Raw genomic sequence first — 12,792 nt, 5'->3', positions numbered from 1 at the left:
CCACCCCGAAGCAGACCCGACCTGCACCTGTCAAGACTTCACGCCTGCTGCCCTTGCGACGGCGGGTTCCCGCCCCGACAGACGCCCCCTGGCGATCTGCCGGCAAGCGTCCGGCGGGACGGACACCCCAGGAGACCAACCCGCCAGGGACGGTCCGCCAGGTGCCGCACACGGTAACCACCACCACTCCGCGACACCCACACCGGGTCCGCGGAGCAGCCCTCGGCCGCGGCTTCCACCGCCACGTCCACGCCACCCCCATCACCCAACCGGGACGGCGCGGCACAGGCGGGATGTCCGGCTCGCTGAGGATCACATAGGAAACCAGAGACGCTCATCCACTCCACCACCACGAGCTTCACGCCGTCACCTCCGCGAGCTTGTCCAGCACCGACTGCCAGCCGGCCGCGACGCCGTCGGCGACCTGCGGCATCGCCGCCGCCAGGTCGTCCAACCTTTCGTGTACGAGGCTGAGCGCCGTCCCGCCGTCCGGGTTCGCGTCGAGGGTGACGGTCAGCAGCGAGTCGAAGGTCGGGCCGGCTTCGCGCTGCGGGCCGAGGAAGCCCCACCGCCAGACGATCCGCCGATCCTGCTCCAGTTCGACCAGTTCGCAGTCGAAGCCGCCGACGTGGGCGCCGGCGTCGGTGTGCCAGATCCGGTACCGGCCGCCGACCCGGGGCTCGACCTCGGCGCGGGCCACCTCCAAGCCGCCGGGGGCGAGCCAGCGGCGCAGCAGGTCGGGGTCGAGCCAGGCGCGGTAGACCTTGTCGGGTGGGGCGGGCAGGTCGCGGTGCAGCCGTACGGCGGTGCTCATCGGTCGGTCCCTTCTTCGCCGGTGAGGAGCGTCTGCAGGGCGTCGAGGCGGTCGGTCCAGTGGCGCTGGTAGAACTTCAGCCAGGCGGAGGCGGTGGCGAGCGGGGCGGGTTCCAGCGCGCAGACGTGCCGGCGGCCGGTGATGGTGCGTCGTACCAGGCCGGCGCGTTCCAGCACCTGCAGGTGCTTGGACGCCGCTGCCAGGGACATGTCCAGGGGCTCGGCCAGCTCGCCGACGGTCAGCTCCCGTTCGGCGAGCCGGCGCAGCATGGTGCGTCGTGCCCCGTGCGCGAGGGCGTGGAACACCGCGTCCATCCCCACCGGATCCTCAACCATGCGGTTGACGGTAATTGTTGCAGCGCGATTTGTAAACCGATTGGTTGAGCTTCTTGCCGCCCGGGCTCCGCCGGGGGTGTCGGTGCCGGCTGCTTCAATGAGCGCCGGAGAACGGGGGATGGCATGACCGACGTCCGCATCGAGCGGTGGAGCGCCGACGACCTGGAGCTGTTGCAACAGCTCAACAGCGACGAGGTGCGCGCGCACACCGGCGGCCCGGAGACCGACGAGGAGGTGCTCGCCCGGCACGAGCGGTATCTGCGGGGCCCGGGCCTGCGCAGCGGCCACATGTTCACCATCGTCCTGCCGGACGGGACGAAGGTCGGCAGCGTCGGCTACTGGGACCGCGAGTGGCGCGGCGAGCAGGTCTACGAGCTGGGCTGGGCGGTCCTGCCCGCGTACCAGGGACGGGGGCTGGCGACCGCCGCGGTCCGGGCGGCGATCGCGGCGGCCGCGGCGCGCGGCGACCGGCGCTGGGCGCACGCCTACCCGTCGGTGGACAACCCGCCGTCGAACGCGGTCTGCCGCAAGGCCGGCTTCACCCTGCTCGGCGAGACCGAGTTCGAGTACCCGCCGGGCCACCTGATGCGCTCCAACGACTGGCGCGTCGACCTGACGGCGTGACTGTCACGGCGCGGCGGGAATCGAACCCACCGCGCCGTGACGTCGGATCAGCCGGCCGCGGCCAGCCGGACGGTGACCGTGTTGTCGCTCGGGTCCGCGTCGGCCACCTCGTCGATCGGGGACCACCGGGTGCCCACCGCGATGGTGGCCGTGCCCAGGTCACCGGGCGCCGTCCCGTCCGCAGCGCGCAGCACGAGGTCGAAGCTGCGCTGCTCGCCCGCCATGAACCGGCCCCCCGGCACCGGCACCCGGCCCACCCAGTCCGCCGGGTTGCTCTCCGGGTCGGTGCCCCAGACCGTCACCCCCGCCGGCAGGTCGATGCCGTTGACCCACAGCTCGTCGTGCGCGGCGTCACCCGCGTAGCGCACGCTCACCGGCACCCGGCCCCACCAGCTACCGTCGGGCCGCCGGGTGAAGGTCGCGTCGCCGGCCGTGACGGACGCGCGGGGCTGGGCGTCCTGGACGTACGGCCGGGGGTGACGCACCGATCCGTCGGGGGAGCGCAGCAGCGTGCCGAAGCTGGCGCGGCCGGCGGCCTCGGTCTGCCCGGACGCCAGCACCTGAATCGTGCCCTGGTCGGCCCGCATCGGGTAGGGGCGGACCGTGGTGAGCGCCTCGAACGACAGGGTGGCCTGGCCCGACTGACCCGGCTGGAGCTGGAAGTAGCTGGGGTAGCAGTCGATGATCCGCCGGTTGTCGCTGAACCCCTGGTAGAAGCAGGGGTCGCCCGGGCCGATGTGGCGGAACGACGCGCCGATCGGCTCCAGGATGCGCAGGTAGAAGTCGCCCGCGGTGGTCCCCGTGTTGGTGACGGTGACCGTCATGTCGCCCTGATAGCCCCGGTTGCCGGGGTTCAGGGTGAGCTTCTCCGCGTGTACCGCGGTCTCGGCCGACGGGGTGGTCCCGGCCATCGCGGGCAGCGCGCCGGTCAGAGCGAGTGCGGTGCCGGCGAGAGTGGCCGCCAGTCGGCGGCCGGTCCGTGCGTGCATGAGGTGTCCTCCCGTGTGTGGCGGCGGCCGGTCGCCGCGCCATTACGGTCTACACGCGCCACACCGGACCGTCGCCGCGCCCCGACCGGCCAAAGTTCTGTCCGGAAGAGGACACCGACTGCTCCTCGCCGTGCGGCCGGCGTCAGTGCGCCGCGTCCAGCCGGGCCCGTTGCTCCGCCGTCAGCTCCAGGTCCACCGCGGCCAGGCTCTCGTCGAGCTGCGCCACCGACGACGCCCCCACCAGCGGGATCGCCGGCACGTCCCCGCCCATCAGCCAGGCCAGGACCACCTGGTTCACCGTCGCCCCGGCCTGCGCCGCCACCTCCCGCAGCGCGGCCAGCCGACCCGGCGTGCTGGGCAGGTCGTACGCGGAACCCAGCCGGTCGGCCCGGGTGTAGCCGCCGCGGATCAGCGGCGAGTAGGCGACCAGGGCCAGCTCCGGCTCGGCCCGCAGGTAGCTGGCCAGGTCCGGGCCGACCGCGCCGACGTCGCCGTCCGGGTCCAGGTCGCTGGGCACGTCGAAGCGGCGTTGCAGGTAGGTGTGGTGGTACTGGAGTACCTCGTACCCGGGCAGGCCGGCCGTGGCGGCGAGCGCCCGGGCCCGCTCCACCCGCCAGGCCCGGTGGTTGCTCGCCCCCAGCAGGCCCACCGTGCCCTCGGCGACCAGCTCCGCGAAGCTCTCCACGGTCTCCCGCAGCTCCACGGTCCGGTCCTCGATGTGCGCGTAGAGCAGGTCCAGCTTCGCCACGCCGAGCCGTTCCCGGCTGCGCTCGGCGGCCTCGCGGATCACCTTCGCCGACAGGCCCTCCGGGTTGTCGGTGTAGCTGGTGCCGGGGGCGAGGGGCCGGGCGCCGAGTTTGGTGGCGATGAGGATCTCGTCGCCGACGTCCCGGCTGCGCCGCCACCGGCCGAGCAGCTCCTCGCTCTCCCCGCCCTGGCCGCCGTTCATCCAGAACGCGTAGTTGTCGGAGGTGTCGATGAAGGTGCCGCCGGCCTCGACGTACCGGTCGAGGATGGCGTACGAGGTGGCCTCGTCGGTGGTGGTGCCGAAGAGCATCGCGCCGAGGCTGAGCACGCTGACCTCGCGGCGGGTGGTCGGGTCGGTGCCGATCGTGCGGTATCTCATGGGTCCTCCCCGTGGAATGTGAGCCGACGCCGACCACCCTGTCCTTTCGAGCGCGCTCTAAGTCAAGCGGTCACCAGGGGAGCACCCCGTACCCGCCGCCGGCGTCCATCTGGAAACCCCACAGCAGGCCGCTCGGCCCGTCCGCCGGCAGCGTCGCCAGGTGCACGCTGACCTCGGCGCCCTCCTCGGGCGTGCGGAACCCGCTGTGGTGGTTGAGGTCGGTCGCGCAGTAGCCGGGGTTGGCGGCGTTCACCTTGATCGGAGTGTCCCGCAGCTCCTTGGCGTACATGGCGGTGACCATGTTCAGCGCCGTCTTCGACGTCGGGTACGGGATCGAGGTCAGCGGGAACAGGGCACCCTGCGGATCGGTCATCACCGCGATCGAGCCGACCTCGCTGGAGACGTTCACGATCCGGGCCGCCGGCGCCTTGCGCAGCAACGGCAGCAGCGCGTTGGTCACCGCCACCACGCCGAACACGTTCGTCTCGTACACCTCACGCAGGGTGGCGAGGGTGGTCTCGCTGGGCAGCGCCGTGCCGTCGGCCCGGACGATGCCGGCGTTGTTGACCAGCACGTCGAGGTGGCCGTACTCCTGCTCGATGAGCTTGGCCGCGGCGGCGACCGACTGCTCGTCGGTCACCTCCAGCGGCACGAACCGGGCGTCCGCGCCGCCGTCGCGCAGCGTCCGCTCGGCCGCCCGGCCGCGCGCCGCGTCCCGCGCGCCGACCAGCACGGTCCACCCGAGCGCGCCGAGCTGGCGGGCGGTGGCCAGGCCGATTCCCTTGTTGGCCCCGGTGATCAGGGCGATCGTCGTCGTCATGCCGTCGAGCCTGCCGCGGGTGCCGGCCGGCCGGGAGAGGCCCGCCGAGGCTGGTATCGGGGGTACCACCCTCGCCGGGCGCGGCTGCGGCAAGCTGAAGGGCATGACGACGCTGCGGCGCGACGAACTCGCCGCCTTCCTGCGCAGCCGCCGGGCCCGGCTGCGCCCCACCGAAGTCGGCCTCCCCGAGGGGGTACGCCGTCGCACGCCCGGGTTGCGCCGGCAGGAGGTCGCCCAGCTCGCCGGCATGTCGATCGACTACTACATCCGCCTCGAACAGGGGCGCGGACCGCACCCGTCCCGGCAGATCCTCGCCGCGCTGGCCCGGGCGCTGCTGCTCACCCGGGACGAGCGGGCGTACCTGTTCCGGATCGCCGGGGAGAGCCCGCCCGAGGCGACCGGGCCGAGCCGGGAGGTCACGCCGGGGCTACGGCACCTGCTCGACGCCATGACGGAGAGCCCGGCCTACCTGGTCGACGCGACCTACGAGGTGCTGGCCTGGAACCGGCTGGCCACCTGGTTCGTAGGCGAACTGTCGGCGGTGCCGGCCGACGAGCGGAACATGATCCGCTGGATGTTCCGCCGGGCGGTCCCCGGGTCGTACTGGGACGACCCGGAGGCGCTGCGCTTCGCCCGTACCTCGATCGCGGACCTGCGGGCCGCGTACGGCCGCTACCCGGCCGACCCGACGATCGCGGCGCTGGTCACCGAGCTGCTCGGGGTGTCACCCCGGTTCGCCGCGCTCTGGGCCGAGCACGAGGTCGGCGAGCGCCGCCCGACCGTCAAGCGGATCGACCACCCCGAGCTGGGGCCGCTGGAGTTCGAGTGCCGGGTGCTGCACGTCCCGGAGACCGACCAGCGGCTGATCGTCTACGTCGCCGCGCCGGGCTCGGCGACCCAGGCGGCCTTCCGCCGGATCGCCGAGCGCGTGCGCTCCTGAGGGATCAGGCCGCCTTCTGCAGGGCGGTGACGGCCAGCGGGGCCAGCCGGACCAGCAGCTTCTGGGTGGCGGCCAGGTCGCCGTGCTCGTCGGAGGCGTCGATCTCCAGCACGAAGTTGCCCCGGGTCAGCAACAGCGTGCACTGGTGGAACGGGCGGCTGCTGGCGAGCCGTTCGCAGAAGGTGACCGTCTCCGGCCCGTCCGGCACCAGCGGGGGCGAGGGGCGCACGATCGTCGACACCTTGCCCTCGGAGGAGTACGTGTACCGCTTGCAGTTGGCCAGGGTCGCGCGCAGCTCGTCGGCGAGCTTGCGGCCGGGCACCTTGAGGTAGCCGACGACGTACTGGCGGATCCAGACCTTCTCCCCGCGCCAGAGCCGCTCCCGCTGCCCGCTGCGCTTGCGGTCCGACGGCAGGGTGTCCCGGCAGGGCGCGATCAGCTTCACCGCCTCGGCGGTCTCCTCGGCGTAGTCGGCCGTCTCCGGGTGGAAGTCGGCGTCCAGCTCCAGCATCGCGGCCTTCACCCGGGTGCGCACCTGAGCGGCCGTGGTGGGCGCGGGCCGCAGCGGCGGTGGCGGTGTCGCCGAGGGGGTCGGCGGCGCGGACCAGCGGCTGGCCCGGGGGGCCGCGGTCGGCCCGCAGGCGCCGACCCCGGCGACGATCAGCAACGACAGCAGGGCGAGCGGGAGACGGCGGCGCATCATCGCGGCGAGGGGGTCCTTTCGTACGCGAGGAGGGAGCCCTGCCGGGCCCCCTCCTTACCGGCGTCGCGCTTTTCCGCCGCGTTACGTCAGCTCGGCACGTAGTCGAACGTGTCGGGGTTCGGGCCCTGCCGGCCCGCCTCGCCCTTGCCCAGCGCGGTGATCCGTTCCATCGCCGAGTCGTCCAGCGCGAAGTCGAAGATCTGGACGTTCTCCTCGATGCGCTTCGGGGTGGTCGACTTCGGGAAGACCACATCGCCGCGTTGCACGTGCCAGCGCAGCACCACCTGGGCGGGGGTGCGGCCGACCTGCTGGGCGATGTCGACGACCGTCGGGTCGTCGAGCACGTTGCCCTGGGCGATCGGCGACCACGCCTCGGTCACGATGTTGTGCGCCTTGTCGTATGCGCGCACCTCCTCGTTGCCGAAGTACGGGTGCGCCTCGATCTGGTTCACCGCCGGCACCACGTCCGCCTTGGCGGCCAGCCGCTCCAGGTGCGGCACCTGGAAGTTCGACACGCCGATCGACCGGATCCGGCCGTCGCGCTGCAACTCCTCCAGCACCTTCCAGGTGGACACGTAGTCGCCGTCGTAGAGGGTGGGCAGCGGCCAGTGGATCAGGAACAGGTCCAGGTAGTCGAACTTCAGTGCCTGCAGCGTCGACTCGAACGCCTTGCGGGCGTCGTCGGGCCGGTGGAACCCGTTGTTCAGCTTGCTGGTGACGAAGACCTCGCCGCGGTCCAGCCCGGAGGTGCGGACCGCCTGCCCGACCTCGGCCTCGTTGCCGTACATCTCGGCGGTGTCGATGTGCCGGTAGCCGACCTCGAGGGCCTTGCCGACGGCCGCCGCGGTGTCCTTCGGCTCGATCTGGAAGACCCCGAAGCCGAGCTGCGGGATGGTGTTGCCGTCGTTGAGTGAGATGTCGGGAATCGTGTTCGCGGCCATGTAAGCCTCTTCTCCCATCGTCGGGGTGCCCGGAAGCGCTTCCACGCGCGGAGCCGGGCGTGCCACCAAGATGTTCTACCCGGCCGGGCCATTTCTTCACGACCCGGCCGGGTGATCTGCGACAACCCTGGTCAGCCCCAGATGGCGGTGGCCCACTCCGGGTGGTCGACGAACGGGTTGCGGTTGCCCTGCCACCGCTCGTAGATGCGCTGGTTGCGGCGCTGCTCGAAGGCGTCCGGCGGGTCCTGCGTGTTCCATTGCAGCAGCACCGACAGCTTCCCGAGGTACGGCGCGGTGCCGTTGGCGACGGAGTTGTTCATCTCCAGGTCGGGCCAGCCGTCGTCGCCCTCGTACCGGACCGCCATGTACATGATCATGCGGGCCACGTCGCCCTTGACCGCGTTGCGCGGCTCGAACGAGTCGGCGTCGGTGTAGCAGCCGGGCGCCTCGGCGACGGCGCTGCCGCCGGCGTCGAAGTCCTTGTTGCCGCGCAGCGAGTTGACCGAGACGTCCTCGGGGCGCAGGTGGTGCACGTCGGTGCCGGGGCCGTTGGCGGTGCCGAAGTCGCCGTGCGACTTGGCCCAGACGTGCTCGCGGTTCCAGTCGTCGACGCCGCCGCCGCTGGTGGTCTTGCTCTGCGACCGTCCGGTGTAGAGCAGGATGACGTTGCTGGCGTTGGCCGGGTCCTGGTCGGTGTCCTTCAGCGCCTCCCACACCTGGTCGTAGGAGAGCGTGGTCTGCACGTTGATGATCGCGTGCAGCGAGCTGCGCAGCGCGTTGCCGGTCCTGCCGACCGCGCTGGCGTAGTAGGTCGAGTCGTACGGGCCGCTGGTCGAGGTGGGGCTCGGGGAGGCGGTCGGCGACGGGCTGGTCCCGCCCAGGCTCATCGCGGTGGGGTTCTTCAGCCCGCCGTGGCTGAAGTACGCGGTCAGCGTGCCGGTGGCGGTGACCTGCTTCCCGCGCAGGGACGGGTTGCTGAGCAGCCCGAAGGTGCCGCGCCAGGCGGTGGTGACCTGGACGTAGAGCATCCGGCTCGGGCTGGTCTCGGCGGCCGTGTCGGCGATCGCGATGGCGGTGTCGGCGGTGTAGTTGGACGTGATCACCGTGCTGGAGGCGGTCGGCTGGCCGATGACGTACCCGGTCACGGTCGCCGTCCGGCCGTCCTGCGCGGCCAGCGCCTGCGCCACGGTCAACGTGGTCGCCGCGGACGCGGAGGTGGCCGCCACCGCGGGGGTCACCACGGCGATGACCAGCGCGAACGCCGCGATCAGCCGCCCGGGTCGCGAGCGGGTGACGCTCTTCATATTCATGAACAGCGATGTTAGCGGCGCTCGGGTGAACTCGGGGAGATCAGGAGGGCAACTTTCCGCCCTGGCCGGCCTCGAAGAGCACCGGCCAGGGCCGGGCGGCCGGCGCGATCGCCGCCGGCCCGGCCGGCGGCTCGGCGAGGGCCAGCACCTCGGCCGCGAGCTGCCCGAACATCGGCGCGGCCGGGTGCGGCGACCGGTCCGGCCAGGCCGCCGAGGTCCGCTTCACCAGCGGCTCCCCGGCCACCGGCCGCCAGGCGATCCGCGGCTCGCGTCGGGCCAGCGCCTCCGGCTCGATCGCCACCGCCCCACCGGCCAGCACCAGCCCGAAGAGGAACTCCGGGTTGCGGGCGTGCCGGATCCGGCCGGGCGTGAAGCCGTGCCGACGGCAGACGGCCAGCAGGTGTTCGTGCCAGCCGGGCGCCGTCGCGGGCGGCGCGGTGATCAGGTCGAGCCCGGCCAGTTCGGCCAGGTCGACCTGCCGGGCCCGGGCCAGCGGCGACGCCCGCGGCAGCAGCACCCCCAGCGGTACGTCCACCGCCGGGCCGAAGCGCAGTCCCGCCTCGTCCACGGGGCGGTGCAGCAGACCCGCGTCGAGCCGCCCCTCGGCGAGCATCCGGACCTGCTCGGTGCTGGTCAGCTCGTGCAGGTCGACGTCCAGCCCGGGCGCCTCGGTGCCGAGCCGGTCCAGCAGCGCGCGCAGCGTCACCGCGGGGGTCTCCGGCGGTACGCCGGCCCGCAGCACCCCGAGCGCGCCCTGGCGTACCTGCCGGATCAGGTTGCGCAGTCGTTGTTCGGCGGCGAGCAGTTCATCGGCCTCACCGAGCAGGAGCTGGCCGGCGGTGGTCAGCCGCACCTGCCGCCGGGACCGGTCGAAGAGCTCGACCTGCAGTTCCCGTTCCAGCCGCTGGATCGACTGGCTCAGCGGCGGCTGTGCCATGCCCAACTCCTCGGCCGCCCGCCCGAAGTGCAACTCCCGCGCGACCACCGCGAAGTGCCGCAGATGCCGCAGCAGATCCACCCCCGGCACCCTACGCTCCCCGCCCGACCCCCCGGTGATCTTGCAGTTGCTGCCCGGGGATCCCGGTGAACGGCGCGAAAGGGCGACCCGACGTGCAAGATCGACGAGGCGGGGGGTGGGGGTTAGCGTGGGGGGATGGTTGAGGAGCGGGTGGGGGAGATCTTCGGGCGGGCGGGGATCGGGGGGAACCTGCATGTGGTCCCGGTCGACGGCGACGGGGCGCGGGAGGTGGCCGTTCGGGCGGACGAGCAGGTGGTGATCGCCTCGGTGTTCAAGATCCTGCTGGTGCTGGAGTTCGCCCGGCAGGTCGCCGCCGGCCAGCTCGACGCGACCGAACGGGTGCTGGTGCGGGCCGAGGACCGGCTCGGCGGCTGGGGGATCGCCGGCTGCGCCGACGACGCCGAGGTCTCCCTGCGCGACCTGGCCTACTTCGCCATGTCGGTCAGCGACAACACCGCCGCCGACCTGCTGCTGCGCCGGGTCGGTCCGGACGTGGTGCCGATGCTCGCCGCCGAGCTGGGGCTGCCGCGTACCCGGATCGTGGGTGGTCCCCGGCAACTGGTCGAGTCGATGCTCGCCGACATCGGCGCGCGCAGCGAAGCCGACTTCGCCCGGATCTTCCCGACGCTGCCGGCGGAGCGGATCCGCGCGATGCGGGTCTTCGACCCCGCGCACACCACGTCCAGCACCGCCCGCGAGCTGACCCGGCTGCTCGGCCTGATCTGGTGGGACGAGGCCGGACCGGCCGCCGCCTGCGCCATGGTGCGGGAGCTGATGGGCCGGCAGCTCCTCTGGACCCGGCTCGCCTCCGGATTCCCACCCGGCGTGCGGGTCGCCGCGAAGAGCGGCACCCTGCCGGGCCTGCACCTGGAGGCCGGCGTCGTCGAGTACCCCGACGGCGGCCGGTACGCGATCGCGGTCTCCGCCCGCACTGAACGGCTCGACACCCGCCGGATCGACGTGGACCTGGCGATGGGCGAGGCCGCCCGGGTGGCCGTCGAGGCGCTGCGCGCCGACTGAGTTTCGGGCCGGTCCGACCCGCCGGCACCCGCGCTGACCTGCTCCGATATGCGACCGGATATCGCCGGTGCGGCCGGTCGATCTTGGACATCCCGACGGGCCCGGTGCTGAGGTGGACGGACCGAACAACCACCCGCACCGGGAGGACGCACCATGTCCGAGAACCGCACGTCCGGCTACGACCGCCGGCGATTCCTGCGCGACGCCGCCGCCGGCACCGCCGCCATCTCGGCCGGCGGACTCGGCGCCGCCGCGCTGACCGCGCCCGCCCAGGCCGCCGCGGCGGCCGCCGCGCCGGCCGCCGCGCCGGCCGCCGCCACCGGCAGCCGTCGCTCGGGCGCGGTCAGCTTCCGCTGGTGGGGCACGTCCGGCTGGCGCATCGACATCGGCGACCGGACCGTCCTGGTCGACCCCTACCTGAGCCGGTTCAGCACCGGCCTGTTCAGCGGCGCCTACAACCCGGAGACCCCGCTGCAGGTGCGGACCGACGTCATCGGCGCCCACGTGGACCGGGCGGAGAACGTGCTGGTCACGCACACCCACTGGGACCACTTCAACGACGTCCCGTACATCGCCGGCCGGACCGGCGCCCGGGTCTTCGGCACCCTCACCGCCTACCACCTCGGGTTGGCGTACGGGGTGCCGGCCAAGCAGCTCAGCCCGGTCAAGGGCGGCGAGGTGCTCGACTTCGGCGACTACACCGTCGAGGTGGTCAGCTCGCTGCACAGCCGCAACGGCGGGTGGTCGGTCGCCTTCCCGGGCGTCCGGGTCACCCAGCCGCCGAAGCCGGCCACCATCGCCGACCTGCCCGAGGGCGACACGCTCGCGTACCAGATCCGGGTCGCCGGCGGCCCGGCGGTGTTCTTCATGGGGGCGAGCGACCTCAACGAGCGGAACCTGACGGGCCTGGCCCCGGACGTGGCGATGGTGGCCTCGGCCGCGACCGCCTCGACCGCCGACTACGTGCGCCGGCTGATGGCGGCCCTCGACTACCCGAAGGTCGTGGTGCCGGTGCACTGGGACAACTTCGAGACGGACCTGACCAACCCGCCGACGGTGGCGCCGAGCGACCGCGAGCGCCTCGACGACCTGATCGCGGCGGTGCGGAGGGTGTCGCCGCGCAGCCGGGTGCTGGTGCCCGAGTACCACACCGCGTACCACTTCTGAGCGGGCGGTGGAGGGGCCGGGGTCACGGGGTTCGGCCCCTCCACCGTCGCGCGATGCTCACTTGGCGAGCGGCTGGCCCTGCTTGTCCTTGAACGACCCGACCAGGATCAGGATGAAGTCGATCAGGGTCCAGATGCCCAGACCACCGAAGGTGATGAGCTGCAGGATGCCGGTGCCGACCTTGCCGGCGTAAAAGCGGTGCACGCCGAGCACGCCGAAGAAGAAGCAGAGCAGAAGTGCGACCACCCAGGACTTCTGGGCGGTGGCGGAGACAGGAGCGGTCACGGTGGTCCTTTCATGGGTTACGTCAGCGGCCGGGAGCCTAACGGGGCCGTGGACCACCGGACAAGATCGAAGAGGTGAAGTTCGGCTGGACGGTGTAGCCGCAGCTCAGGCCGCCGCCAGGTCGCGCAGCGCGCAGACCGACTTCCAGTTGCGGGTGGTCGCCACGATGCCGAGCTTCTTTTCCAGGTACGCGTTGGTGAACTTCGTCCGGCCGTACCCGCCGTCGGGGAAGTGCAGGTGGATCTCCCGACCGACCACCGTGTACTCGACGTTCTCGCCGGCCGGCACGGTCAGTTCGGCCACGCGGGCCGTCGCGGGAGGCGCCGCCAGGAAGGCCACCAGCAGGCGCGTCGGGTCGTCCTGCCGGTCCGCGTACGGGCTGCCCTCGACCGCCGCCGCCAGCTCGGGGTCGCTGCGGACCAGCACCGGCACGTCGAGCCCGAGCTCGTCGGCGAGCGCCGACTCGATCCCCCGCGCCAGCTTCGCGGTGTCCTTCGTGGTGCTGGCGAAAACCACGTTGCCGCTCTGCAGGTAGGTCTTCACCTCCTCGTGGCCGAGGTCGGTGACGAGGCGACGCAGGTCGGCCATCGCGATCCGGGTGGTCCCGACGTTGACCCCGCGCAGCAGGGCGACGTACCGGGTCGTGCCGTCGGCCATCCGGGTCTCCTCACCGCTCGTGGTGTCTCGCCGGGCAGCCTAC

General features: G+C 72.6%; 15 protein-coding genes. 4 read left to right on the top strand and 11 right to left on the bottom strand.

Annotated features, from left to right (window positions below; translation table 11 throughout):
• Nucleotides 1-358 precede the first annotated feature (358 nt).
• Nucleotides 359-814 (bottom strand): SRPBCC domain-containing protein, encoded by a 456-nt coding sequence (locus OG799_RS22645; protein WP_406037269.1) that lies wholly within the window; start codon nucleotides 812-814, stop codon nucleotides 359-361.
• Nucleotides 811-1,149, bottom strand: coding sequence for an ArsR/SmtB family transcription factor (locus tag OG799_RS22640; protein ID WP_406037267.1), 339 nt, complete (start codon nucleotides 1,147-1,149; stop codon nucleotides 811-813). The genes OG799_RS22645 and OG799_RS22640 overlap by 4 nt, the downstream gene beginning before the upstream one ends.
• A gap of 123 nt (nucleotides 1,150-1,272) precedes the next feature.
• On the opposite strand from OG799_RS22640, the gene OG799_RS22635 reads away from it, so the two are divergent.
• Nucleotides 1,273-1,773, top strand: a complete 501-nt coding sequence (locus tag OG799_RS22635) for a GNAT family N-acetyltransferase; N-acetyltransferase (RefSeq protein ID WP_406037265.1) — start codon at nucleotides 1,273-1,275, stop codon at nucleotides 1,771-1,773.
• 47 nt (nucleotides 1,774-1,820) lie between these two features.
• Here OG799_RS22635 and OG799_RS22630 read toward each other — a convergent pair whose 3' ends face one another.
• The 3 genes from OG799_RS22630 to OG799_RS22620 form a co-directional block, all read right to left on the bottom strand.
• On the bottom strand, nucleotides 1,821-2,762 hold the full coding sequence (locus OG799_RS22630) for a hypothetical protein (protein ID WP_406037263.1): 942 nt from the start codon (nucleotides 2,760-2,762) through the stop codon (nucleotides 1,821-1,823).
• 142 nt (nucleotides 2,763-2,904) lie between these two features.
• Nucleotides 2,905-3,888, bottom strand: coding sequence for an aldo/keto reductase (locus tag OG799_RS22625; RefSeq protein WP_406037261.1), 984 nt, complete (start codon nucleotides 3,886-3,888; stop codon nucleotides 2,905-2,907).
• 70 nt (nucleotides 3,889-3,958) lie between these two features.
• The gene (locus OG799_RS22620) at nucleotides 3,959-4,708 is read right to left on the bottom strand and encodes an SDR family oxidoreductase (protein WP_406037259.1); all 750 of its coding nucleotides are present in this window, start codon (nucleotides 4,706-4,708) and stop codon (nucleotides 3,959-3,961) included.
• On the opposite strand from OG799_RS22620, the gene OG799_RS22615 reads away from it, so the two are divergent.
• Complete coding sequence (locus OG799_RS22615) at nucleotides 4,707-5,648, top strand: helix-turn-helix transcriptional regulator (RefSeq protein ID WP_406037257.1); 942 nt, start codon at nucleotides 4,707-4,709, stop codon at nucleotides 5,646-5,648. The two genes, OG799_RS22620 and OG799_RS22615, sit on opposite strands and share 2 nt — an antisense overlap.
• A 4-nt stretch (nucleotides 5,649-5,652) precedes the next feature.
• Here OG799_RS22615 and OG799_RS22610 read toward each other — a convergent pair whose 3' ends face one another.
• From OG799_RS22610 to OG799_RS22595, 4 genes are all read right to left on the bottom strand, one after another.
• Nucleotides 5,653-6,351, bottom strand: a complete 699-nt coding sequence (locus tag OG799_RS22610; protein WP_406037255.1) for a hypothetical protein — start codon at nucleotides 6,349-6,351, stop codon at nucleotides 5,653-5,655.
• Nucleotides 6,352-6,437: 86 nt separating this feature from the next.
• Entirely contained in the window at nucleotides 6,438-7,292 is an 855-nt protein-coding gene (locus OG799_RS22605) for an aldo/keto reductase (RefSeq protein ID WP_406037253.1), read from the bottom strand.
• Nucleotides 7,293-7,423: 131 nt separating this feature from the next.
• The gene (locus tag OG799_RS22600; protein ID WP_406037251.1) at nucleotides 7,424-8,602 is read right to left on the bottom strand and encodes an endonuclease; all 1,179 of its coding nucleotides are present in this window, start codon (nucleotides 8,600-8,602) and stop codon (nucleotides 7,424-7,426) included.
• A gap of 40 nt (nucleotides 8,603-8,642) precedes the next feature.
• On the bottom strand, nucleotides 8,643-9,620 hold the full coding sequence (locus OG799_RS22595) for a LysR family transcriptional regulator (protein WP_406037249.1): 978 nt from the start codon (nucleotides 9,618-9,620) through the stop codon (nucleotides 8,643-8,645).
• Nucleotides 9,621-9,755: 135 nt separating this feature from the next.
• On the opposite strand from OG799_RS22595, the gene OG799_RS22590 reads away from it, so the two are divergent.
• Together OG799_RS22590 and OG799_RS22585 are read left to right on the top strand one after the other, a co-directional pair.
• Nucleotides 9,756-10,640, top strand: coding sequence for a serine hydrolase (locus OG799_RS22590; RefSeq protein WP_406037247.1), 885 nt, complete (start codon nucleotides 9,756-9,758; stop codon nucleotides 10,638-10,640).
• A gap of 153 nt (nucleotides 10,641-10,793) precedes the next feature.
• Nucleotides 10,794-11,807 carry an MBL fold metallo-hydrolase gene (locus tag OG799_RS22585; RefSeq protein ID WP_406037245.1) on the top strand — a complete coding sequence of 338 codons (1,014 nt, stop codon included), beginning with the start codon at nucleotides 10,794-10,796 and terminating at the stop codon, nucleotides 11,805-11,807.
• A 57-nt stretch (nucleotides 11,808-11,864) separates the two neighbouring features.
• On the opposite strand, the gene OG799_RS22580 is transcribed toward OG799_RS22585, so the two are convergent.
• Nucleotides 11,865-12,092 (bottom strand): TM2 domain-containing protein, encoded by a 228-nt coding sequence (locus OG799_RS22580; RefSeq protein WP_109801640.1) that lies wholly within the window; start codon nucleotides 12,090-12,092, stop codon nucleotides 11,865-11,867.
• A 105-nt stretch (nucleotides 12,093-12,197) separates the two neighbouring features.
• Nucleotides 12,198-12,749, bottom strand: a complete 552-nt coding sequence (locus OG799_RS22575; RefSeq protein WP_406037243.1) for a DUF1697 domain-containing protein — start codon at nucleotides 12,747-12,749, stop codon at nucleotides 12,198-12,200.
• Between the last annotated feature and the right edge of the window lie 43 nt (nucleotides 12,750-12,792).

This window comes from Micromonospora sp. NBC_00898 (genome assembly GCF_045207895.1).
GTDB lineage: Bacteria > Actinomycetota > Actinomycetes > Mycobacteriales > Micromonosporaceae > Micromonospora.
The sequence above is the reverse complement of the archived record's forward strand: the minus strand, read 5'-3'. Positions and strand labels throughout refer to the sequence as shown.

What these genes read in the sequence shown, in the direction of transcription:
- OG799_RS22645 (WP_406037269.1), bottom strand. Translation starts at nt 814, where the DNA reads ATGAGCACCGCCGTACGGCTGCACCGCGACCTGCCCGCCCCACCCGAC.
- OG799_RS22640 (WP_406037267.1), bottom strand. Translation starts at nt 1,149, where the DNA reads ATGGTTGAGGATCCGGTGGGGATGGACGCGGTGTTCCACGCCCTCGCG.
- OG799_RS22635 (WP_406037265.1), top strand. Translation starts at nt 1,273, where the DNA reads ATGACCGACGTCCGCATCGAGCGGTGGAGCGCCGACGACCTGGAGCTG.
- OG799_RS22630 (WP_406037263.1), bottom strand. Translation starts at nt 2,762, where the DNA reads ATGCACGCACGGACCGGCCGCCGACTGGCGGCCACTCTCGCCGGCACC.
- OG799_RS22625 (WP_406037261.1), bottom strand. Translation starts at nt 3,888, where the DNA reads ATGAGATACCGCACGATCGGCACCGACCCGACCACCCGCCGCGAGGTC.
- OG799_RS22615 (WP_406037257.1), top strand. Translation starts at nt 4,707, where the DNA reads ATGCCGTCGAGCCTGCCGCGGGTGCCGGCCGGCCGGGAGAGGCCCGCC.
- OG799_RS22620 (WP_406037259.1), bottom strand. Translation starts at nt 4,708, where the DNA reads ATGACGACGACGATCGCCCTGATCACCGGGGCCAACAAGGGAATCGGC.
- OG799_RS22610 (WP_406037255.1), bottom strand. Translation starts at nt 6,351, where the DNA reads ATGATGCGCCGCCGTCTCCCGCTCGCCCTGCTGTCGTTGCTGATCGTC.
- OG799_RS22605 (WP_406037253.1), bottom strand. Translation starts at nt 7,292, where the DNA reads ATGGCCGCGAACACGATTCCCGACATCTCACTCAACGACGGCAACACC.
- OG799_RS22600 (WP_406037251.1), bottom strand. Translation starts at nt 8,602, where the DNA reads ATGAATATGAAGAGCGTCACCCGCTCGCGACCCGGGCGGCTGATCGCG.
- OG799_RS22590 (WP_406037247.1), top strand. Translation starts at nt 9,756, where the DNA reads ATGGTTGAGGAGCGGGTGGGGGAGATCTTCGGGCGGGCGGGGATCGGG.
- OG799_RS22585 (WP_406037245.1), top strand. Translation starts at nt 10,794, where the DNA reads ATGTCCGAGAACCGCACGTCCGGCTACGACCGCCGGCGATTCCTGCGC.
- OG799_RS22575 (WP_406037243.1), bottom strand. Translation starts at nt 12,749, where the DNA reads ATGGCCGACGGCACGACCCGGTACGTCGCCCTGCTGCGCGGGGTCAAC.